Origin of the sequence: Burkholderia sp. Bp9099, from assembly GCF_003857805.1 — a bacterium.
Lineage (GTDB): Bacteria > Pseudomonadota > Gammaproteobacteria > Burkholderiales > Burkholderiaceae > Burkholderia.
Map to the genome: position 1 here is coordinate 69,738 of NZ_QTPU01000015.1, position 20,633 is coordinate 90,370.

12 protein-coding genes and 1 pseudogene are annotated in these 20,633 nt (G+C 69.2%); 6 read left to right on the plus strand and 7 right to left on the minus strand.

Annotated elements, in window-relative coordinates; translation table 11 throughout:
- Nucleotides 1–131 precede the first annotated feature (131 nt).
- Both DIE17_RS19025 and DIE17_RS19035 read right to left on the minus strand, forming a co-directional pair.
- The gene (locus DIE17_RS19025) at nucleotides 132–1,619 is read right to left on the minus strand and encodes a polyhydroxyalkanoate depolymerase (protein ID WP_124487192.1); all 1,488 of its coding nucleotides are present in this window, start codon (nucleotides 1,617–1,619) and stop codon (nucleotides 132–134) included.
- 208 nt (nucleotides 1,620–1,827) lie between these two features.
- A complete protein-coding gene (locus tag DIE17_RS19035) occupies nucleotides 1,828–3,657 on the minus strand; it encodes a glycoside hydrolase family 15 protein (RefSeq protein WP_044849192.1) in 1,830 nt (609 codons plus the stop codon).
- 166 nt (nucleotides 3,658–3,823) lie between these two features.
- Between DIE17_RS19035 and DIE17_RS19045 the strand changes: the two genes are divergently transcribed.
- Complete coding sequence (locus DIE17_RS19045; RefSeq protein ID WP_124521605.1) at nucleotides 3,824–5,071, plus strand: lactonase family protein; 1,248 nt, start codon at nucleotides 3,824–3,826, stop codon at nucleotides 5,069–5,071.
- A gap of 110 nt (nucleotides 5,072–5,181) precedes the next feature.
- Here DIE17_RS19045 and DIE17_RS38430 read toward each other — a convergent pair whose 3' ends face one another.
- From DIE17_RS38430 to DIE17_RS19055, 3 genes and pseudogenes are all read right to left on the minus strand, one after another.
- Complete coding sequence (locus DIE17_RS38430) at nucleotides 5,182–5,445, minus strand: DNA translocase FtsK (RefSeq protein ID WP_409364700.1); 264 nt, start codon at nucleotides 5,443–5,445, stop codon at nucleotides 5,182–5,184.
- Nucleotides 5,442–9,939 (minus strand): annotated as a pseudogene (locus DIE17_RS19050) (DNA translocase FtsK); the annotation flags it as partial. The pseudogene DIE17_RS19050 and the gene DIE17_RS38430, both read right to left, overlap by 4 nt.
- Nucleotides 9,940–10,119: 180 nt before the next feature.
- Nucleotides 10,120–10,665 carry an META domain-containing protein gene (locus DIE17_RS19055; RefSeq protein WP_124487195.1) on the minus strand — a complete coding sequence of 182 codons (546 nt, stop codon included), beginning with the start codon at nucleotides 10,663–10,665 and terminating at the stop codon, nucleotides 10,120–10,122.
- 237 nt (nucleotides 10,666–10,902) lie between these two features.
- On the opposite strand from DIE17_RS19055, the gene purT reads away from it, so the two are divergent.
- From purT to DIE17_RS19080, 4 genes are all read left to right on the plus strand, one after another.
- Nucleotides 10,903–12,117 (plus strand): formate-dependent phosphoribosylglycinamide formyltransferase, encoded by a 1,215-nt coding sequence (gene purT, locus DIE17_RS19060; protein ID WP_044844728.1) that lies wholly within the window; start codon nucleotides 10,903–10,905, stop codon nucleotides 12,115–12,117.
- 18 nt (nucleotides 12,118–12,135) lie between these two features.
- Complete coding sequence (locus tag DIE17_RS19065) at nucleotides 12,136–12,330, plus strand: DUF6726 family protein (protein ID WP_044844727.1); 195 nt, start codon at nucleotides 12,136–12,138, stop codon at nucleotides 12,328–12,330.
- 82 nt (nucleotides 12,331–12,412) lie between these two features.
- The gene (locus DIE17_RS19070) at nucleotides 12,413–12,796 is read left to right on the plus strand and encodes an MliC family protein (protein WP_124522465.1); all 384 of its coding nucleotides are present in this window, start codon (nucleotides 12,413–12,415) and stop codon (nucleotides 12,794–12,796) included.
- Between the two features lie 432 nt (nucleotides 12,797–13,228).
- Complete coding sequence (locus DIE17_RS19080; protein ID WP_124487198.1) at nucleotides 13,229–14,779, plus strand: DEAD/DEAH box helicase; 1,551 nt, start codon at nucleotides 13,229–13,231, stop codon at nucleotides 14,777–14,779.
- Nucleotides 14,780–15,061: 282 nt separating this feature from the next.
- Here DIE17_RS19080 and gluQRS read toward each other — a convergent pair whose 3' ends face one another.
- Nucleotides 15,062–15,955 carry a tRNA glutamyl-Q(34) synthetase GluQRS gene (gene gluQRS / locus DIE17_RS19085; protein WP_124487199.1) on the minus strand — a complete coding sequence of 298 codons (894 nt, stop codon included), beginning with the start codon at nucleotides 15,953–15,955 and terminating at the stop codon, nucleotides 15,062–15,064.
- A gap of 22 nt (nucleotides 15,956–15,977) precedes the next feature.
- Nucleotides 15,978–16,832 (minus strand): sulfurtransferase, encoded by an 855-nt coding sequence (locus DIE17_RS19090; RefSeq protein ID WP_044844723.1) that lies wholly within the window; start codon nucleotides 16,830–16,832, stop codon nucleotides 15,978–15,980.
- A gap of 222 nt (nucleotides 16,833–17,054) precedes the next feature.
- Between DIE17_RS19090 and dnaE the strand changes: the two genes are divergently transcribed.
- Nucleotides 17,055–20,585, plus strand: coding sequence for a DNA polymerase III subunit alpha (dnaE, locus tag DIE17_RS19095; protein WP_124487200.1), 3,531 nt, complete (start codon nucleotides 17,055–17,057; stop codon nucleotides 20,583–20,585).
- Nucleotides 20,586–20,633: the final 48 nt, after the last annotated feature.

Genomic DNA, 20,633 nt, shown 5'->3' on the forward strand with positions numbered 1-20,633 from the left:
AACCGTCGAACCGACGCGCCGATGAACCGACGCGTCGATGAATCGATGAGTCGCCGCGAGCGCGACCGCCGGATAAAAAAACGCCGCCGTGCGCAAGCACCGGCGGCGTTTTTGCGTCGGGACGCGGTGCGTCAGGCGGCCTTGCGCGCCCGCGCGGGCTTGGCGCGCGTGCTGCCTGCGCGTTTCGCGGCAGGTGCGGCCTTCGCGACGGCCGTCCTGGCGGGTGCGACCGTCACGGCCGGCGCTTTCGGGCGAGTGCGCTTCGCGGCGGTGGCGCGCGCCGTCGTTTCAGGCTGCGGCGTGGCGGCCGGCACGGCGCCGATCGTGGTCGCGTCCTGTGCATCGGGAGGCAACTTCGTCGTGCCGTTCTTCGGTTCCGGCGCATGCTCGCGGATGAAGTCGCGCAACTGCGGATAGATGATCGTGCGCCAGCGGCGGCCCGAAAAGATCCCGTAGTGACCGCACTTCTCGGCGGTCAGGCTGCGGCGGTCGTCCTGCGGGATGCCCGTGCACAGCTCATGCGCGACGTGCGTCTGGCCGCTGCCCGAGATGTCGTCGAGTTCACCCTCGATCGTCATCAGCGCGGTGTGCTTGATGTCCTGCGGACGCACGCGCTCGCCTGCGACATCCCACGTGCCTTCCGCGAGCCGGAATTCCTGGAACACGACGCGGATCGTCTCGAGGTAGTACTCGGCCGCCATGTCGAGCACCGCGTTGTACTCGTCGTAGAAGCGGCGGTGCGCCTCGGCGTCGTCCTCGTCGCCGCGCAGCAGGCTCTGGTAGAAGTCCCAGTGCGATTGCGCGTGACGTTCCGGGTTCATCGCGACGAAGCCCGTGTGCTGCAGGAAGCCCGGATACACGTGGCGGCCTTCGCCCGGATAGTTCGCGGGCACCGTGTGGATCACGTTGTTCTCGAACCACGCGGTCGAGTGTTGCGTAGCCAGCGAATTCACCGACGTCGGGCTGCGGCGCGCGTCGATCGGGCCGCCCATCATCGTCATCGTGAGCGGCGTGTCCTCGCCGCGGCTCGCCATCAGCGAGATTGCCGCGAGCACCGGCACGGTCGGCTGGCACACGGAGATCACGTGCAGGTTGCGCGCGCCGATGTGGCGGATGAATTCCTGGATGTACGCGATGTAGTCGTGCAGGTGGAACGGGCCGACCTCGACCGGCACCATCCGCGCATCGATCCAGTCGGTGATGTACACCTTGTGATCCTGCAGCAGCGTGCGCACGGTGTCGCGCAGCAGCGTCGAGTGGTGGCCCGACAGCGGCGCGCAGACCAGCACGACCGGCTCGTCCTTCAGCTGCGTGACGGCATCGGCGTCGTCCGAATAGCGCTTGAAACGCAGCAGCCGGCAGAACGGCTTCTCGATGATCGTCTGCTCGACGATCGGGATGTTGTGGCCGTCCTTGACGATCTGGTGAATGTTGAATTCGGGCTTCTCGTAATCCTTGCCGAGCCGGTACATCAGTTCGTACGCGGCGGCCATCCGCGGCGCGCCGGGCATCAGCGAGAACGGGCTGGACGGATTGGCGAACGACTTGGAGGCGGCCTGGGCCCAGGCCGTGAGCGGGCTCAGCATCGCCCGCTGGAATTCGTGCAGTTGGTAAAGCATGCAGACTACTCCCGCTTGGGGGACGGTGCGCAGGGGCGTGTGGCGTCGCGGCGTGCCGTGTGGGTCAGCGACCGGCCATGTTGCAGTGCGGCCGGACAATCGAGTCGATCATATCGGACAACGATCAATGTTGCAATGCAACATTTTTCCGATTTTTCATCAAACGTTTGCGAATTGACGATCTCTGAAGAAGCCGCTCCACCCCCGGTCAGCGCCCCGTCGCCACGGCCGGCGCCGGCTGGCCGGCCGCGCGCGCCATCGCTTCTTCGTGGTGCATCAGGTTCATCGCGGTATGCACGAGCGCCACGTGCGAGAACGCCTGCGGGAAATTGCCGACGAGCCGGCCATCGACCGGATCGTATTCCTCGGCGAGCAGCCCGAGGTCGTTCGACAGCGCGAGCAGCCGGCTGAACAGCCGGTGCGCGTCGTCGATCCGGCCGAGCAGCGCGTAGTTGTCGACCAGCCAGAAGCTGCACGCGAGGAACGTGCCTTCGCCCGGCGGCAGGCCGTCGTCGTACTCGGTCGTGCGGTAGCGCATCACGAGGCCGTCGTGCAGCAATTCCCGCTCGATCGCGTCGACCGTGCCGACGATGCGCGGGTCTTCCGGCGGCAGGAAGCCGAGCAGCGGCAGCAGCAGCACGCTCGCGTCGAGCTCGTCGCTGCCGTAGCTCTGGGCAAACGCCTGTTTGCCTTCATGCCATGCGTTGTCGCACACGTCCGCGTGGATCCGGTCGCGCAGCGCGCGCCAGCGGTCGAGCGACGCGGGCAGCCGGAACATCTCCGCCGACTTGATCGCGCGGTCGAACGCGACCCACGCCATCACCTTCGAGAACGTGAAGTGGCGGCGGCCGCCGCGCGTCTCCCAGATGCCCTCGTCGGGTTCCCGCCAGATCTTCTCGAGATGGTCGAGCAGCGAGCACTGGACGGACCACACCGTGTCGTCGGCCTGCAGGCCGCCCACGCGCGCGAGGTGCAGCGCGGCCATCACTTCGCCGAACACGTCGAGCTGGAGCTGGTTCGCGGCGCCGTTGCCGACGCGCACCGGTTTCGAATCCTGGTAGCCGGGCAGCCAGTCGAGCTCCATTTCCGGCAGCCGGCGCTCGCCCGCGATCCCGTACATGATCTGGATCTGCTCGGGCGAGCCGGCCATCACGCGGCCGAGCCACGTGCGCCACGCGCGCGCCTCGTCGTAATAGCCGCCGCGCATCAGCGCGAGCAGCGTGATCGTCGCGTCGCGCAGCCAGCAGTAGCGGTAGTCCCAGTTGCGGTTGCCGCCGATCTTCTCGGGCAGCGACGTGGTCGGCGCCGCGACGATGCCGCCGGTCGGCTCGTACGCGAGCGCCTTCAGCGTGATCAGCGAACGGCGCACGGCGGCCGCGTAGCGGCCCTGCACCTGGCAGCGGCCCGACCATTCGAGCCAGTAGTTCTCGGTGCGCGCGAGCATCGACAGCGGATCGCGCGCGGGCGGCAGCCGCAGGTGCGACGCCGCATAGCTGAGCGAAAACGGCACACGTTCGTCGGCGCTCACCGTGAATTCCGCGAGCGTATGGAGGTTCTTGCCGGTGAGCGGCACCGGCGTGCGCAGCACGACGGTATCGGGGCCGGCGATCGCCTTCATGCCGTCCTCGCGCGTCAGCTGCGTGACCCACGGGATCGAGAAACCGTAGTCGAAGCGCAACACCAGTTCCATGCGCATCTTCATCGTGCCGTGGCGGCCGACGACGATCCGCACCAGTTCGGACCAGCCGTTGCCGGGCGGCATGAAGTCGATCACGGTGACCGCGCCGTCGGCGCTTTCGTAGTCGGTTTCGAGGATCAGCGTGTCGCCGCGATAGCGGCGCGTCGTGTGCGTGATCGCGGCGTCGGCGGCCGGCGCGAGCAGCCAGCGGCCGTGCTCGGGCGTGCCGACCAGCGCCGCGAAACAGGCGCCCGAATCGAAGCGGGGCCAGCACAGCCAGTCGACGGAGCCGTCTTTCGAGATCAGCGCGGCAGTGTGGCCGTCGCCGACGAGGGCGTAGTCTTCGATCAGGGCGGGCATGGGCAAGCGGTCCTTGGATATTCGAGTTCACGATGCAGGGCTGCGGCGCCCGGGCTTCACGCGCCGGCGTCGCGCCCCGTATACTCGCCCGGGCGGCGGAGCGCATGAACGGCCGGCGTTTCGTCCTATCTCAACACTTGAAGCGACTCGATGCAAGGAGGATTCAATGCCCAACCGTTTACGCGAGCGTGACGCGCGCGCTTCGACACGAGGGTTCCCGCTTAGGTTCGCTCACTGGATGAAAGGTTTCGCGCTCGTGCTTTCCTTGTCCGCGACCCACGCCTTCGCACAACAATCGCCGGCACCGGCCGACGGCGTCTACAACCTGCTCGTCGGCACCTATACGGGGCACGGCAGCGACGGGATCTACGTGTACCGCTTCGATACGAAAACGGGCAGCATCGCGCCCGTGTCGTCGGCGAAGACCGTGAATCCGTCCTACCTGTTGCCGAGCCGCGACGGTCGCACCGTCTACGCGGTCAACGAACTGCCCGGCGACAACGGGCCAGCCGCGCAGCGCGGCGGCATCAGCGCGTTCGGCTTCGATCCGAAGACGGGGGCGCTCACGTTCATCGACCGCGTGTCGTCGGAAGGGAACGATCCTTGCTATCTCGCGCTGTCACCGGACGGCAAGTACCTCGTCACGGCCAACTACTCGGTCGCGGCCGATCCGGGCGGCAGCTTCGCCGTGTTCCCGATCCGCGACGGCGGCGCGGCCGGCCCGGCCGTGCTGACGGTGCATCACGAGGGCACGGGGCCCGTGAAGGGGCGCCAGGATGGCGCGCACGTGCACTCGACAGTGTTCTCCCCCGACGGCCGCTACCTGTTCGTGCAGGACCTCGGCGCGGACAAGCTCTACGGCTACCGCTACACGGTGGACGGCAGCCGCGGGCTGATCAGCCCGACCGACACGCGCTACACGCCGGTGAAGGCCGGCTCCGGCCCGCGTCACATGGTATTCGGCGCCGACGGCCGGTTCGCGTACGTGACGAGCGAACTCAACGCGTCGGTCGAGGTGTTCGGCTACCGCGACGGCAAGCTGACGCCGGTCGAGACGCTGCCGATGACGGTGCCGGGCTTCAAGGGCAAGGTCGGCGGCGGCGCGCTCCACCTGTCGCCGGACGGCCGCTTCCTGTACGCGAGCAATCGCGGCGACGTGAACGAAATCGTGATCTACGCGGTGAACCAGGCCGACGGCCGGCTGAAGACCGTCGGGCGCCAGTCGAGCCTCGGCAGGACGCCGCGTGAATTCCTGATCGATCCGACCGGCAAGTGGCTGATCGTCGGCAACCAGGACAGCGACACGTTCTACGTGTTCAGCCGCGACGTCCAAACGGGGCAGCTCGGCGCGAATCCGCAGAAGGTCGTGGTCGGCAGCCCGGTCGACTTCAAGCTGGTGCCGGCGGCGCTGTAAATCGCCGTCCATCAAAAAAGGGCGCTGCCGAGGCAGCGCCCTTGTTCGTCCGGGCGGCCGCTTGCGCGGGGCGCCCGGATCGATCGTCGGCGGCCGTGCTGCCGCCATGCTCAGTCGGCCGCCGCCGGCACGAGCACCTCGCGGCTGCCGTTGATGCCCATCGGCGACACCAGTCCGGCCGCCTCCATCTGCTCGACGAGGCGCGCGGCGCGGTTGTAGCCGATGCGCAACTGGCGCTGCACCGACGAGATCGACGCGCGCCGCGTGCGCACGACGAACGCGACCGCTTCGTCGTACAGCGGATCGGCTTCCGCATCCGGCGCTTCGCCGAACAGGTCCTGCGTCGCACCGTCGGCGGCCGGGCCGTCGAGAATTCCTTCCTCGTACTGCGGCTCGCCGAACTGCTTCAGGTATTCGACGATCCGGTGCACTTCCTCGTCCGCGACGAACGCGCCGTGCACGCGCTGCGGGTAGCCCGTGCCCGGCGGCAGGAACAGCATGTCGCCCTGGCCGAGCAGCGATTCGGCACCCATCTGGTCGAGGATCGTGCGCGAGTCGATCTTCGACGACACCTGGAATGCGACGCGCGTCGGGATGTTCGCCTTGATGAGGCCGGTGATCACGTCGACGGACGGGCGCTGGGTCGCGAGGATCAGGTGGATGCCGGCCGCGCGCGCCTTTTGCGCGAGACGGGCGATCAGCTCCTCGATCTTCTTGCCGGCGACCATCATCAGGTCGGCCAGCTCGTCGATCACGACGACGATCAGCGGCAGCTTCGACAGCGGCTCGGGATCGTCGGGCGTCAGCGAGAACGGGTTGCCGATCTTCTTTTCCTTCGCCTCCGCGTCGCGGATCTTCTGGTTGAAGCCCGCGAGATTGCGCACGCCGACGGCCGACATCAGCCGGTAGCGTTTCTCCATTTCACCGACGCACCAGTTCAGTGCGTTCGCCGCGAGCTTCATGTCGGTGACGACCGGCGCGAGCAGGTGCGGGATGCCTTCGTAGACCGACAGCTCGAGCATCTTCGGATCGATCATGATCAGCCGCACGTCCTCGGGCGTCGCCTTGTACAGCAGCGACAGGATCATCGCGTTGATCGCGACCGACTTGCCCGAACCCGTCGTGCCGGCGACCAGCATGTGCGGCGCCTTCGCGAGATCGGTGACGACCGGGTGGCCGGTGATGTCCTTGCCCATCGCGATCGTCAGCTGCGACGCCGAATGCTGGTACTGGCGCGACTCGAGGATTTCCGACAGGCGGATCATCTGGCGTTTCGCGTTCGGTAGCTCGAGGCCCATGCAGGTCTTGCCGGGAATCGTCTCGACGACGCGGATCGACGTGAGGCCGAGGCCGCGCGACAGGTCCTTCATCAGGCCGACGATCTGGCTGCCGCGCACGCCGAGCGCGGGTTCGATCTCGAAGCGCGTGATCACCGGGCCGGCCGATGCGCCGACCACCGTCACCGGCACCTTGAACTCCTGCAGGCGCTGCTCGATGACCTGGGCCGTCTGCGCGAGGTGTTCCTCGGTGATCGTTTCGACGTCGTCGGACGCGGGCTCGAGCAGGTCGAGCGTCGGCAACTCCACGTTGAACGACGCGGGTGCGTGGAATTCGAACGCGTTCGGGCGCGGCTGGCGCGCGGGCGCGGCCGATGCGTCGGCGGCCGGGGCGCCCGATTCCGCCGGTGCCGGCGGCACGGTGGCCGCGGGAGGCGTTGCGGTCGGAAGCGGCACGGTCGTGGCGGCCGGGATCGTGATGCCGGTTGTCGTGGGCGTCGTGCCGATGTCGGACATCGACCAACTCGCCGGCGCAGCGGCGGGAGCCGGCGGGGTCGTGAACGACGGGGCCTGCGGCAGCGGTGCGGACGCGATGGATTGCGCCGGTGTCGCCGTGTCGACGGATCCGCCCGGCACGGAGTAGGTCGGCAATGCCGAGACCGACGGGGGCGCGGAAGTCGGCGACGCGGCCGGTGCCGTCGCGGCCGGGGCAGCGGCGAAGGAGGCTGGCGCGCCATTTGTCGCGGCAGGCGTGGCGCCGAACGCGGCGGGCGCGGCAACGGCGACCGTGTTCATCGGGGCGAGTGCGCCGGAAGACGGTGTCGGGGCGATGGCAGTGGCAGCGACAGGCGCGGCGCCGGTTGTCGTCTGCGTCGCTCCAGTCGTCGCGGCCGGCACACCGAATGCCGAACCGTCAGGCATGCGGGTGGTCGATGCTGCCGAAGGCGTCGCCGATGCGGTCGACGCTGCGGCCAATGCGCTGCCCGACGAGGCGAAAGACGCGGCGGCAGGCGACACCGGCGTGCGTTGCACAGGTTGCGATCCGGTTGCGCTGAAGGACGTGCCAGTAGATGCAGGCGCCGTGGCGGCTGCCACGGTCGGCGCGGATGCGAAAGGCTGCGCGGTGGCCGGGCCGGAAGCGCCCGCCGCAGACGTCAGGGCGGAAGCCGCAGCCGCTGCGTTTTGCGCGGCCGCAAAAGGTTGTGCCGTTGTCATGCCGGCAAACGCAGGCGCTGCGGCGACAGGCGTGCTGTTCGGCGTGTTCGCGGGCACCGGCGCGGCAGAACCGGATGCGCTGCCGACGGGCGACGACGCGTCAGCTGCCGAGGTCGTCTGCGCACCAGCGAAGGGCTCAGCGGACAACGGCTTCGACCATGATGCGGAGGAGGCAGCGGCGTCGACGGACGCAGGTTGCATGGCCGCGGCGGCCGGTGTCACCGTTGCCGCCGCCGCCGCCGCCGCCGCCGGTGCCGGTGGCGTGGCGCGTTGCATGCCTGCAGGCAACGGAGCGGTTTCGCTACCGTGCTTTGCTGCCGCGTGCCAGACCGTTCCCGTCACGGCGCCGGCCGGTGCCGTGTTCGACGCGGCCGAGGCTGCCGTCGTCGCTGCTGCGACGGGCACTGCATCGGCACGCGGCTGCGTCGGCGTTGCCGCGATCGACGAAGCGGAGAGGGGAGGCGGCGTGACCGGCTGGACCGGCTTCACGACATCCTGCGTCGCGTGCGCGTGTTCTTCAGCGACGACCGATACGGCGGTATCGGCAAGCGCCGGAGCTTGCGATTGGACCTGGCCGGCAATTCCGGCGGCCGTTGCCGCATCCTTCGCATCGACGGTGCGGCCCGTGGCGCTCACGGTCGACGTGACAGCGGCCGAAGGCGTACCGACCGCTGCGCTCGCGGCCACCGACTCATCCGCGTCCGACGGTGGTGCGGCAATCGGGCTTTCATGCGGCGCGCCGAGCCTGGAAACCGGCGGGCTGACGATGTCTTCCCAAGGCGCAAAGTCGATCGGGGCATCGAATGCCGGCGCGGCTGGTGCATCGGCGCCATGCCGATGCTCGCGGTCCGCGTGACGCGTCGGCGCATCGGTTTCGACGCCAGGATCCGGCATGGCATGCCGCACGGCCTCGTCGAACACCGGAGTACCCGTATCGACAGCAGGCACGCGCACGCCCGGCTCGGCCGGCATGAACGCATCCAGCACGATCGGTGAGTCGTCGGATGGCGTCACGGCCTCGTCGAATGCCACGCCATCCGTATCGACAGCAGGCACGCGCATGCTCGGCTCCGCCGGCATGAATGCATCCAGCACGATCGGTGCGTCGTCATAGGCCGGCGCGGCTTCGTGCGCGTCCGGACGGACTGCGTCGCGGGGCGAGGCCTGATGCGCGTCCGCAACGATTCCGGCCGGTACGGCCGTCGACGCCGACGCGGCGACGCTGCCCGCCGCTGCAACCGCGCCGGCCACGGTCGCCGCGGCGGCCGGTGCCGACGACACATCGGCCTGCCGCACACCGTCCAGCGTCGCCCACTGCGCGGTACTGGCTTCGATCGAGCGCAGCGTGTCGTGAACGCTCGGTGCCGGCGTGATCGGCTCCGCGGGCTGTTGCACCCACGCGTAGAGCGGCGCGCGTGCCGGGGCCGGCGGCGCGGGGCGGCGTCGTGCGGCGTCCGGCGACTGGCCGGCGGCGCCGACGCCCGTCACCGGGCGGGCGGGCGTGCGCGGCGGCGTCGCGGCGGCCGGGCGCGGCGTGACCGCGGTGCGCGGCGCGGCCGGTTGCTTCAGCGCGGCTGCGGCCGGTCGCGCGGCGGTCGGTTGCGGCCGAACGGGCTCGAACCCGGCCGGCAGCGGGGCCGGACTCGGGCGCGGCACCTGGCTGTTCGCGGCGGCGCGCGCGAGGCTGGCGGTGCTGCCGGTCGTCGGGGGCGGCATGGCGCTCGTCGCGCCCGGTGCGGGCGGCGGCGGCATGCGATTGGCCGACGTTGGCTTCAGCCAGCCCGTCGGCGCGACCGGCTCGGCGAGCGGACGCGGCGCGGGCTTGCTGCGCGGCTTCGGCCGCGCCTGCGGATCGGGCTTCCACAACGTCGGGCGCGAATACCGGCCGTTTTGCCGCGGCGCCATCGAGTTGACGGTATGGGCGGTGGTCGGCTGCACGATGTCGTCGTCGCGATGCAGCGCGCTGCGCGGCAGGTCGGCAACGCCGCGCACGTCGTCGTCGTCGACGTCGCGCGCGAGCTTGACGCCGAACGACGTGTCGACCCACGCGGCGAACTGCCGCCAGCCGATGCCGGTCAGCCACGGCAGGCCCGCGAAGAACAGCACGACCATCGCGACCGGCGTGCCGATCGGGCCGAGCACATGCGCGAAGCCGTTCGAGAACGCGTGGCCGAGCGCATTCGAGTCGGGGCCCGACAGCGGGCTCGTCAGCGCGCAGGTCGCGACGAACACGGCCGCGAAGCCGAGCCACAGGCGAATCGAGCCGCGGCCGGCGAGTCCGCCGCCGCCGGGCAGCATCGCCTGAACGAGACGCCAGATGAGAAGGAGGAACCAGACGGCGGAGATGCCGAACCAGCCGAAGACAACCGTGTGCATGCTTTGATGAAACAGGAAGAGGGCGGGGAGCGCGGTGCGCGACCCGCCGAGTTTAACCGGCCGACGAACAGGACTCTAAGGCAGTTTGAAGGCGTCGAAGCGCTTCCAGGCCGCGGGACGCATGCGTCCGGGATCCGCGCGCGGCGAAGGCGGCCGATCGGCCTTCGCCCGCGCGCTGCATCAGGGGCTCCGGCGCGTGAAGGTCAGCGTCGCGCCGGCTTCGGTCACGATCTGCAACTGCTGCGGCTCGCGCATCTGCACGCCGGTCTTCCCGATGTGCGCGAGCGCATCGAGGTACGCGTGCTCGAGCTGGCCGCCGAGCGTGTTCGTGCATGCCATGCGCGTGCCGGCGAGCGGCCCGAAGCTCAGCAGGCCGTTCTTCAGCGCATAGGTTCCCGTATAGCGGTTGCAGCCCGAAAAGCCGCTGGCGCGCCGGACGCCCGCTTCGGTGGACAGCGCGAGCTTGATCGGCTCGCCGTTGTCGCCGTGCGGAATCGTGCGCGGCGTGCCGTCGGCGTTCACCCAACTCGTGAGTTCCCAGCTCGTGTCGTCGAGCAGCTGGACGGCGGCGGGGTTGTACGGGTCGGGTGCGGGGGCGGCGGAATCGGGGTGGGTCGGCATCGCGCAGGCGGCGAGAAGCGTGGCAAGCGTCAACGCGCAGAGCGGCGCGCGCAGCGGGCGAAGCAGGCCGGTGCGTGCGCGTGCGGCGGCGGACAGGTGGGACATGAGCCTCGTTCCTCATCGGATTCTGATCAAGGCGTAAGAGTAACGCACCCGCCCCGCGCGAGGCGAGCCGACACTTCGCGCGTGAAAACGTTCGCAATCCGCCCGCGAGCCTCGCGCTGCGGGGGGCGATGCGACGAAACCGGCCGGACCGGCGCGGGTGCGCGTGAGGTGTGCGTCGGGTGTGCGTGTTAACATCGAAGCCGTTTTCGTCCTCCAACAGAACCAGCGGGAAATCACATGCAGATCGGTCAGCGGCTCGGTACGCCGCTCTCACCCTCGGCCACGCGCGTCATGCTGCTCGGCGCGGGCGAACTCGGCAAGGAAGTCATCATCGCGTTGCAGCGGCTCGGCGTCGAAGTCGTCGCGGTCGACCGCTATCCGGACGCACCGGGCCATCAGGTCGCGCATCGCGCGCACGTGATCGACATGACCGACGCCGCCGCGCTGCGCGCGGTCGTCGAGGCCGAGCGTCCGCACCTGATCGTGCCGGAGATCGAGGCGATCGCAACCGATGCGCTCGCGGCGATCGAGGCGGCCGGCCTGGCCGAGGTGATCCCGACCGCACGCGCGACGCAGCTCACGATGAACCGCGAAGGCATCCGCCGTCTCGCGGCCGAGGAACTCGGGCTGGCAACTTCGCCGTACGCGTTCGCCGATTCGTTCGACGCATTCAGCGCGGCCGTCGCGAAGATCGGCATGCCGTGCGTCGTGAAGCCGGTGATGTCGTCGTCGGGCAAGGGACAGTCGGTCGTGCGGACCGAGGCCGACGTGAAGCCCGCCTGGGACTACGCGATGGCGGGCGGCCGCGTGAACCACGGCCGCGTGATCGTCGAGGGTTTCGTCGATTTCGACTACGAGATCACGCAGCTGACCGTGCGCGCGATCGACCCCGCGACGCTCGAGACGCGCACCTACTTCTGCGAGCCGGTCGGGCACGTGCAGGTGGCGGGCGACTACGTCGAATCGTGGCAGCCGCAGCCGATGAGCGCCGTCGCGCTGGAAAAGTCGCGCGAGATCGCGCACAAGGTGACCGAGGCGCTCGGCGGGCGCGGGCTGTTCGGCGTCGAGCTGTTCGTGCGCGGCGACGAAGTCTGGTTCTCCGAGGTGAGCCCGCGGCCGCACGACACCGGCCTCGTCACGCTCGCGTCGCAGCGCCAGTCGGAGTTCGAACTGCACGCGCGCGCGATTCTCGGGCTGCCGGTCGATCCGGCGCTCGGCTCGCCGGCCGCGTCCGCGGTGATCTACGGCGGGCTCGACGAGCGCGGTATCGCGTTCGAGGGCGTGCGCGACGCGCTGGCCGTGCCGGGCGCCGACCTGCGCCTGTTCGGCAAACCGGAAAGCTTCGCGAAGCGGCGCATGGGCGTCGCGCTCGCGACCGGCGCGACCGTCGACGAAGCCCGCGAACGCGCGAAGCGCGCCGCGGCGGCCGTGCGGCCCGTGTCGGCACGCTGACCGGACCAGGAGAGCGCGATGGCGTCGACATGGCAGCGGATCGGACGGCTCGGCAAGCTGGGCGCCGCGCTGGCGCTGGTCGCGAGTCTCGCGGGGTGCGGCCTCGCGGCCGCGCCGTGCCGGGTCGCATCGGCCGGGCTGAAGATCGTGCCGCTCGTCGGCCACGTCGCGGCCGCGCCGACCGACGCGTGCGCCGACGTCATCGATCCCTGACGGGCGAACCCTCGATCCCTAACCAACGACAATCGCGCGTCCCGCGAGGGCGCGCTTCCACCCGTCTCGTGAGAGGAACTGCATGATTCGTCACACCCTTGCCGCGCTCGCGCTGGCCGGCACCGCCGTTTCCGTCGCGCAGGCCGCGCAACTGACCGTCGAGGAGATCGACGCCGATGCGCGCGTGCAGACCCTCTATCAGTGCGCGAACCAGAAACAGCCCGTACGCGTGTCGTACTGGCGCGCGGGCAACGGCCAGAGCTTCGCACTGGTGCCGGTCAACGGGCAGCAGCTGCTGTTCGTCGATACCGTTTCGGCGTCGGGCGCGCGTTACCAGGCCGGACGCTATACCTGGTGGACGAAGGGCAAGGAAGGGACGCTGCGCGACGAGATCGCCGACCAGAACGCGGCACCGCTGCTGAGCGACTGCGTGCAGGTCGAGAAGAAGAAAAAGAAGAAGGGTTGAACGCGGCGCGCGATCGGCTGCGCCGCGCGGGCGTGCCGGTTGCCGCGATCGGTGCGGGCAGCCGGGTTCGACCTCTGACCGGAAGGTGGCGCCGGCGGCGCCCGGGCTCGCCGGCCGCCGGCTGATTCCTCGCGGCAGATGCCCGAGATTCGACCCCGTATTTCCACCATCAGCCGATCGAGATAGCCCGATCGCACGACGCATCCGCCCCGCGCCGGCCTGCCGGCGCACGCCGCGAGCCGCCGCCGGGGCCGTTCGCGGCGTTGTCACGGACAGATTGCTGCGCAGTGCTACAATACGGCCCTTTCCGCCGGCATTCGCGCCGAACGGAGTCCGCACGGCCTGTGGCGCCCGATGTTCGAATTGAACCGGTCCCGAGCGCCAGAGCGGCGCCGCGCGGCGCGCCGCGGCTCCGTCTACTTCCGAAATGTGATGAGCGCAGGCCCGGCCGGCCTGACGCACGAAGTCCCCGCCGCGCCTTTTGAGCGAAACGCCACCATGTCCGATTCTGTCGCCAAGCCAGTCGACGCAACCTTCGATCAATTCGGCCTTGCCGCCGATATCCTGAAAGCCATTGCGGAGCAGGGCTATACGACGCCGACGCCGATCCAGGCGCAGGCCATTCCGGTCGTGCTCGCCGGCCGCGACGTCATGGGCGCCGCGCAAACGGGCACCGGCAAGACCGCGAGTTTCTCGCTGCCGATCCTCCAGCGCCTGCTGCCGCAGGCCAACACGAGCGCATCACCCGCGCGCCACCCGGTGCGCGCGCTGATCCTCACGCCGACCCGCGAACTCGCCGATCAGGTCGCCGCGAACGTGCATGCATACGGCAAGCACACGCCGTTGCGCAGCGCGGTCGTGTTCGGCGGCGTCGACATGAACCCGCAGATGGCCGAGTTGCGCCGCGGCGTCGAGATCCTGATCGCGACGCCGGGCCGCCTGCTCGACCACGTGCAGCAAAAGACAGCGAACCTCGGGCAGGTGCAGATGCTCGTGCTCGACGAGGCCGACCGGATGCTCGACATGGGCTTCCTGCCGGACCTGCAGCGCATCCTGAACCTGCTGCCGAAGGAACGCCAGACGCTGCTGTTCTCGGCCACCTTCTCGCCGGAAATCAAGAAGCTCGCGTCGACCTACCTGCGCAACCCGCAGACGATCGAGGTCGCGCGCAGCAACTCGACCAACGCGAACGTCACGCAGATCGTCTACGACGTCGCCGAAGGCGACAAGCAGGCCGCCGTCGTGCAGCTGCTGCGCGATCGCGGGCTCAAGCAGGTGATCGTGTTCTGCAACAGCAAGATCGGCGCGAGCCGGCTGGCCCGCAACCTCGAGCGCGACGGCGTGGTCGCGTCGGCGATCCACGGCGACAAGACGCAGATCGAGCGGATGCAGGCCCTCGACGCGTTCAAGCGCGGCGAGATCGAGGCGCTGGTCGCGACCGACGTGGCCGCGCGCGGCCTCGACATCGCCGAACTGCCGGCCGTGATCAACTTCGACCTGCCGTTCAACGCGGAAGACTACGTGCACCGGATCGGCCGCACGGGCCGCGCGGGTGCGACGGGCGATGCGCTGTCGCTGTGCAGCCCGAACGAGCGCAAGCAGCTCGCCGATATCGAAAAACTGATCAAGCGTCCGCTCGAGGTGCAGACGCTCGCGCTCGACAAGCCGGCGCGCCATCGTCACGACGATCGTGGCGGCGAGCGCGGGGGCGACCGTAGTGAGCGCGGTGATCGCGGCAGCCGTCGCGATCGCGACGAGCATCGCGGCGCGTCGGGGCGTCGTTCGGGCGGGTCCGAGCGCGGCCATCACCGTCGTCACGAGGCGCCGGTCGACGACTTCTTCCTGAAGCCGTACGAACCGTCGGCGCCGGCGAAGCAGCCGGAAGATACGAAGTCCGCGCAGCAGCCCGAGAAGAAGGGGCCGAAGCGTCAGGTCGCCGCGCTGCTGGGCGGCTTCGGGATGCCGCGCAAGCCGTCGGCGTAAGCAGGCGGTTCAGGCGGTCGGTGCGGCGCGCGAGCGCTGCCGCGGAAACGGGTGCATGCGATGAGCATGTGCCCGTTTTTCATTGGGCGAGACGATTCGTGAAGGAGCGGGCGGGATGGGCGGCGACTTGTCGCGTGGGGCGGGGGCAGCCTGCGGGACTACTCCGATGCCGTGTCGCCGGCGGGCGTTCCGTTCAGGCTGCCATCACGCTTGCATGCGACCGGACTCACCGCTGACGGACGCAGGAACACGGTCGACACGAACGGGTGTCCCGCGAGCGCCTCAACCGGCGCGTGGCCCGAAGCGACGCGCCCACGCGTCGGTCGCGGCCGCGTAGAACGCATCGAGCGTATCGATCGACGGATCGCCGTCGGCCCACAGGCCGAGATGCGCGGCGGCGGCGCGCAGCGCCGGCAGCGGATCGTCGCGCTCGAGCGCGATCGCGCCCGTCTGCTTGCTGAGCTTTTCGCCGTTCGCGTCGACGACGACGGGCACGTGCAGGTACGCCGGCGTCGGCACGCCGAGACAGCGCTGCAGGTAGATCTGGCGCGCGGTCGAGTCGAGCAGGTCGGCGCCGCGCACGACGTGCGTGATGCCCGCGTCGGCATCGTCGACCACGACCGCGAGCTGATACGCCCATTGGCCGTCGGCGCGCTTCAGCACGAAATCGCCGACCTCGGTCGCGAGGTTCTGCGCTTGCGTGTGCTGCCAGCGGTCGTCGAACGTGACGAGCGCCGCGTCGCCGTCCGGCACGCGCAGCCGCCACGCGCGGGCGGGCTTGCCGTGCAGGCCGGTGCGGCAGGTGCCCGGGTAGGCGAGCGTCGTGTGGCGCTCGTGCGCGGCACGCAGCGAATCGGCGATTTCCTTGCGCGTGCAGCCGCACGGATAGACGAGCCCCGCGGCGACGAGCCGTTCGAGCGCGGCCGCATAGTCGGCCTCGCGCGTGCTTTGCCACACGGGCGGCTCGTCGGGCGTCATGCCGAAATGCGCGAGCGTCGCGAGGATGTCGTCGGCGGCGCCGGGCACCGTGCGTGGGCCGTCGATGTCCTCGATGCGCACGAGCCATGCGCCACCGTGCGCGCGCGCGTCGAGCCAGCTCGCGAGCGCGCCGACCAGCGAGCCGAAATGCAGCGGGCCGGTGGGCGACGGCGCGAAGCGGCCGCGGTAGCCGTTCATCGGGACGCGGTGCGACGGGCGCTTACGCGGCGCTGGCTGCCTGCGCGCAGGCCGGGCACGACTTGCCGGGCACGTAGCTCGGCGCTTGCTGGGCTTCCGGCGTGACGACCGCGCGGCACGCGAAGCACGTGACGTTCTCGGTCGGCTGCAGTTGCGGGTTCAGCGCGGTGCGGTAGTCGAACACGAAGCAGTCGCCGTGATAGTGCGCGCCGCCGACTTCCTCGAAATACTTCAGGATCCCGCCCTCGAGCTGGTACACGTTCTCGATGCCGATTTCCTTCATGTGGATCGCCGCCTTCTCGCAGCGGATGCCGCCGGTGCAGAACGACACGACCGTCTTGCCCTCGAGATCGGCGCGGTTCGCGTCGATCACTTCCGGGAACTCGCTGAACTTGTCGATCCGGTAGTCGAGCGCGTCGTCGAACGTGCCGACGTCCACTTCGAACGCGTTGCGCGTGTCGAGCATCACGACCGGGCGGCCGGCGTCGTCGTGGCCGCGGTCGAGCCACGCCTTCAGCGTGTGCGCGTCGACCGACGGAGCGCGGCCGAGCTCCGGCTTGATCGCGGGCTTCTTCATCGTGATGATCTCGCGCTTCAGGCGCACGAGCATCCGGCGGAACGGCTGCGAGTCGGACAGGCTCTCCTTGAACTGCAGCGTCGCGAACTTGCCTTCGAACAGCGGATCGTGGCGGAGGTAGTCGATGAAAGCGTCGGTCGCGTCGCGCGGGCCGGCGATGAACAGGTTGATGCCTTCCGGCGCGAGCAGGATCGTGCCGCGCAGGCCGAGTTCGTTGCAGCGGGCGGTGACGAGCGGGCGCCATTGCTCGGTCGCGTCGAGCGACACGAAGTGGTAGGCGGCGAGGTTGACGATGGTCATGGTGGTCCGACGGGAAAACGGCCGCGGCCGTGCGGCGGGCGCACGGCGGCCCCGCAAAAAAGGGTGCGAAGCCGGGGCGGTGATTCGAAAACCCGTATTATCCCGCAAACTGCACGTCTGCCGGCACCCGGCCGTTCGGCCGGCGTCGCGCGCATCGGCCGAACGGCCGGGCGCGGGGATTTTTTGGGCAGCCTGCGCGGCGACGCGGCTACAATAACGCCCATGTCAGATCCCCGCTTCGTCCATCTTCGCGTTCACTCCGAATTCTCGATTGCCGACGGCATCGTGCGTCTCGACGACATCGTCAAGGCGGCGGCCGCAGACGGCCAGGGCGCGCTCGCCCTCACCGATCTCGGCAACGCGTTCGGCCTCGTCCGTTTCTACCAGGAAGCCCGCGGCAAGGGCATCAAGCCGATCGCCGGCTGCGACGTCTGGATCACCAATCCGGACGATCGCGACAAACCGTCGCGCCTGCTGCTGCTGGTGAAGGACAAGACCGGCTACCTGAACCTGTGCGAACTGCTGTCGAAGGCGTGGCTCACGAACCAGTACCGCGGCCGCGCGGAGCTCGACGCGAGCTGGCTCGACGGCGAGCTGTCGCAAGGGCTGCTCGCGCTTTCGGGCGCGCAGCAGGGCGATATCGGGCTCGCGTTCGCGGCCGGTAACGAGGAGGCCGCGCGCCGGCACGCCGAGCGCTGGGCGAAAGTGTTCCCGGGCGGCTTCTACATCGAGCTGCAGCGTTACGGCCAGCCGGGCGCCGAGGCGTACATCCAGCAGGCCGCGACGCTCGCCGCGTCGCTGAAGCTGCCGGTCGTCGCGACGCATCCGACGCAGTTCATGACCGACGACGATTTCACCGCGCACGAAGCGCGCGTGTGCATCTCGGAAGGCGACATGCTCGCGAATCCGCGGCGCCAGAAGCGCTTCACGACCGATCAGTACTTCCGCACGCAGGACGAGATGGTCGCGCTGTTCGCCGACCTGCCGTCGGCGGTCGCGAACACGGTCGAGATCGCGAAGCGCTGCAACCTGAAGCTCGAACTCGGCAAGCCGAAGCTGCCGCTGTTCCCGACGCCGGACGGCATGTCGCTCGACGACTACCTCGTCCAGCTGTCGAAGGAGGGGCTCGAGAAGCGCCTCGAACAGCTGTATCCGGATGCGACGGAGCGCGACGCGCAGCGCGACACGTACTACAAGCGGCTCGAATTCGAGTGCGGGACCATCACGAAGATGGGCTTCCCGGGCTACTTCCTGATCGTGGCCGACTTCATCAACTGGGCGAAGAACAACGGCGTGCCGGTCGGTCCGGGCCGCGGCTCGGGTGCCGGTTCGCTGGTCGCGTACGCGCTCGGCATTACCGATCTGGACCCGCTGCGCTACAACCTGCTGTTCGAGCGATTCCTGAATCCGGAACGCGTGTCGATGCCCGACTTCGACATCGACTTCTGCCAGCACGGCCGCGATCGCGTGATCCAGTACGTGAAGGAAAAATACGGCGCGGATGCCGTGTCGCAGATCGCCACCTTCGGCACGATGGCCGCGAAGGCGGCCGTGCGCGACATCGGCCGCGTGCTCGATCTCGGCTACATGTTCACCGACGGCGTCGCGAAGCTGATCCCGTTCAAGCCGGGCAAGCACGTGACCATCGCCGACGCGATGAAGGAAGAGCCGCAGCTGCAGGAGCGCTACGACCACGAGGACGAAGTGCACCAGCTGCTCGACCTCGCGCAGCGCGTCGAGGGCCTGACGCGTAACGTCGGGATGCACGCGGGCGGCGTGCTGATCGCGCCCGGCAAGCTGACCGATTTCTGCCCGCTGTACACGCAGGGCGACGACGGCGGCGTCGTCAGCCAGTACGACAAGGACGACGTCGAAGCCGTCGGCCTCGTGAAGTTCGACTTTCTGGGTCTCACGACGCTGACGATCCTCGACTGGGCCGAGCGCTACATTCGCCGCCTCGATGCGTCGAAGGCCGACTGGTCGCTCGCGCAGGTGCCGCTCGACGATCCGGCGTCGTTCCAGATCCTGAAGAAGGCCAACACGGTCGCCGTGTTCCAGCTGGAAAGCCGCGGGATGCAGGGCATGCTGAAGGATGCGCAGCCCGACCGCTTCGAGGACATCATCGCGCTCGTGTCGTTGTACCGTCCGGGCCCGATGGACCTGATCCCGAGCTTCTGCGCACGGAAGCACGGCCGCGAGAAGGTCGACTATCCGGATCCGCGCGTCGAACCCGTCCTGAAAGAGACCTACGGCATCATGGTCTATCAGGAGCAGGTGATGCAGATGGCGCAGATCATCGGCGGCTACTCGCTCGGCGGCGCCGACCTGTTGCGTCGCGCGATGGGCAAGAAGAAGCCCGAGGAGATGGCCAAGCACCGCGAGATCTTCGCCGAGGGTGCGGCGAAGAACGGCCTGACGCGCGAGAAGTCCGACGAGATCTTCGACTTGATGGAGAAGTTCGCGGGCTACGGCTTCAACAAGTCGCACGCGGCCGCCTATGCGCTGCTCGCGTATTACACCGCGTGGCTGAAGGCGCACCATCCGGCCGAATTCATGGCGGCCAACATGACGCTCGCGATGGACGACACCGACAAGGTGAAGATCCTGTACGACGACTGCGTCGTGAACAACCTCGCCGTGCTGCCGCCGGACATCAACGCATCGCATTACCGATTCGAGCCGGTCGCCGAAGCCGACGGCAAGCGCTCGCGCACGATCCGCTACGGTCTCGGCGCGGTGAAGGGCAGCGGCCAGAACGCGATCGAGGAGATCCTGCGCGCCCGCGACGAAAAGCCGTTCACCGACCTGTTCGACTTCTGCGAGCGGATCGACCGGCGCGTCGTCAACCGCCGCACGGTCGAGGCGCTGATCCGCGCCGGCGCGTTCGATTCGCTGAACGCGAACCGCGCGCAGCTGATTGCGTCGGTGCCGCTCGCGATGGAAGCGGCCGACCAGGCCGAAGCGAACGCGATGCAGGCCGGGCTGTTCGACATGGGCGCCGAGTCGCCGCACGCGCATGCGCTCGTCGACGAACCCGCGTGGGACGACAAGCGCCGCCTGCAGGAAGAGAAGGGCGCACTCGGCTTCTACCTGTCCGGCCACCTGTTCGACGCGTATCGCGACGAAGTGCGCCGGTTCGTGCGGCAGAAGGTCGGCGACCTGAAGGAAGGGCGCGACAAGCTCGTCGCGGGCATCATCGCATCGCTGCGCACGCAGATGACCCAGCGCGGCAAGATGCTGATCGCGCTGCTCGACGACGGCTCGGGCCAGTGCGAGATCACGATCTTCAACGAGCAGTTCGAGGCGAACAAGGCGCTGTTCAAGGAAGACGAACTGCTGATCGTGCAGGGGCAGGCGCGCAACGATGCGTTCACCGGCGGCATCCGCTTCACGGCCGACACGGTGATGGATCTCGAACGCGCGCGTAGCCGCTACGCGCAGGCGGTGCGGCTCACGATGAACGGCAATGCGGATGCGGCGGCGCTGCGCCGCGTGCTCGAGCCGCACGTGTCGAAGGACGATTCGGCCGCGCCCGCGGTCGAGGTACCCGCGCCGCGCGGCGGCGGGCGCGACGGCGGGCGTCGCCCGCAGGCGCCGCTGCCGAACGGGCTCGCGGTCCAGGTTCACTACAGCAACGCGCGCGCGCAAGGGGAAATGCGTCTCGGTGACGCGTGGCGCGTGAAGCCGAGCGACACGCTGCTCGCGGAGTTGCGCGCGACGTTCGACGGCAGCATCGTCGAAATCACTTACTGACGGTCCCCGCCGGACGGTCGTTGCCTGCGCGGCCCGTCGCATCGCCAT

Excerpts from the sequence above, each read along its gene's own strand:
- gluQRS (WP_124487199.1), bottom strand. The coding sequence starts at position 15,955 with ATGAACGGCTACCGCGGCCGCTTCGCGCCGTCGCCCACCGGCCCGCTG.
- DIE17_RS19070 (WP_124522465.1), top strand. The coding sequence starts at position 12,413 with ATGATTCGTCACACCCTTGCCGCGCTCGCGCTGGCCGGCACCGCCGTT.
- DIE17_RS19055 (WP_124487195.1), bottom strand. The coding sequence starts at position 10,665 with ATGTCCCACCTGTCCGCCGCCGCACGCGCACGCACCGGCCTGCTTCGC.
- DIE17_RS19065 (WP_044844727.1), top strand. The coding sequence starts at position 12,136 with ATGGCGTCGACATGGCAGCGGATCGGACGGCTCGGCAAGCTGGGCGCC.
- DIE17_RS19025 (WP_124487192.1), bottom strand. The coding sequence starts at position 1,619 with ATGCTTTACCAACTGCACGAATTCCAGCGGGCGATGCTGAGCCCGCTC.
- dnaE (WP_124487200.1), top strand. The coding sequence starts at position 17,055 with ATGTCAGATCCCCGCTTCGTCCATCTTCGCGTTCACTCCGAATTCTCG.
- purT (WP_044844728.1), top strand. The coding sequence starts at position 10,903 with ATGCAGATCGGTCAGCGGCTCGGTACGCCGCTCTCACCCTCGGCCACG.
- DIE17_RS19090 (WP_044844723.1), bottom strand. The coding sequence starts at position 16,832 with ATGACCATCGTCAACCTCGCCGCCTACCACTTCGTGTCGCTCGACGCG.
- DIE17_RS19080 (WP_124487198.1), top strand. The coding sequence starts at position 13,229 with ATGAGCGCAGGCCCGGCCGGCCTGACGCACGAAGTCCCCGCCGCGCCT.
- DIE17_RS19045 (WP_124521605.1), top strand. The coding sequence starts at position 3,824 with ATGCCCAACCGTTTACGCGAGCGTGACGCGCGCGCTTCGACACGAGGG.
- DIE17_RS19035 (WP_044849192.1), bottom strand. The coding sequence starts at position 3,657 with ATGCCCGCCCTGATCGAAGACTACGCCCTCGTCGGCGACGGCCACACT.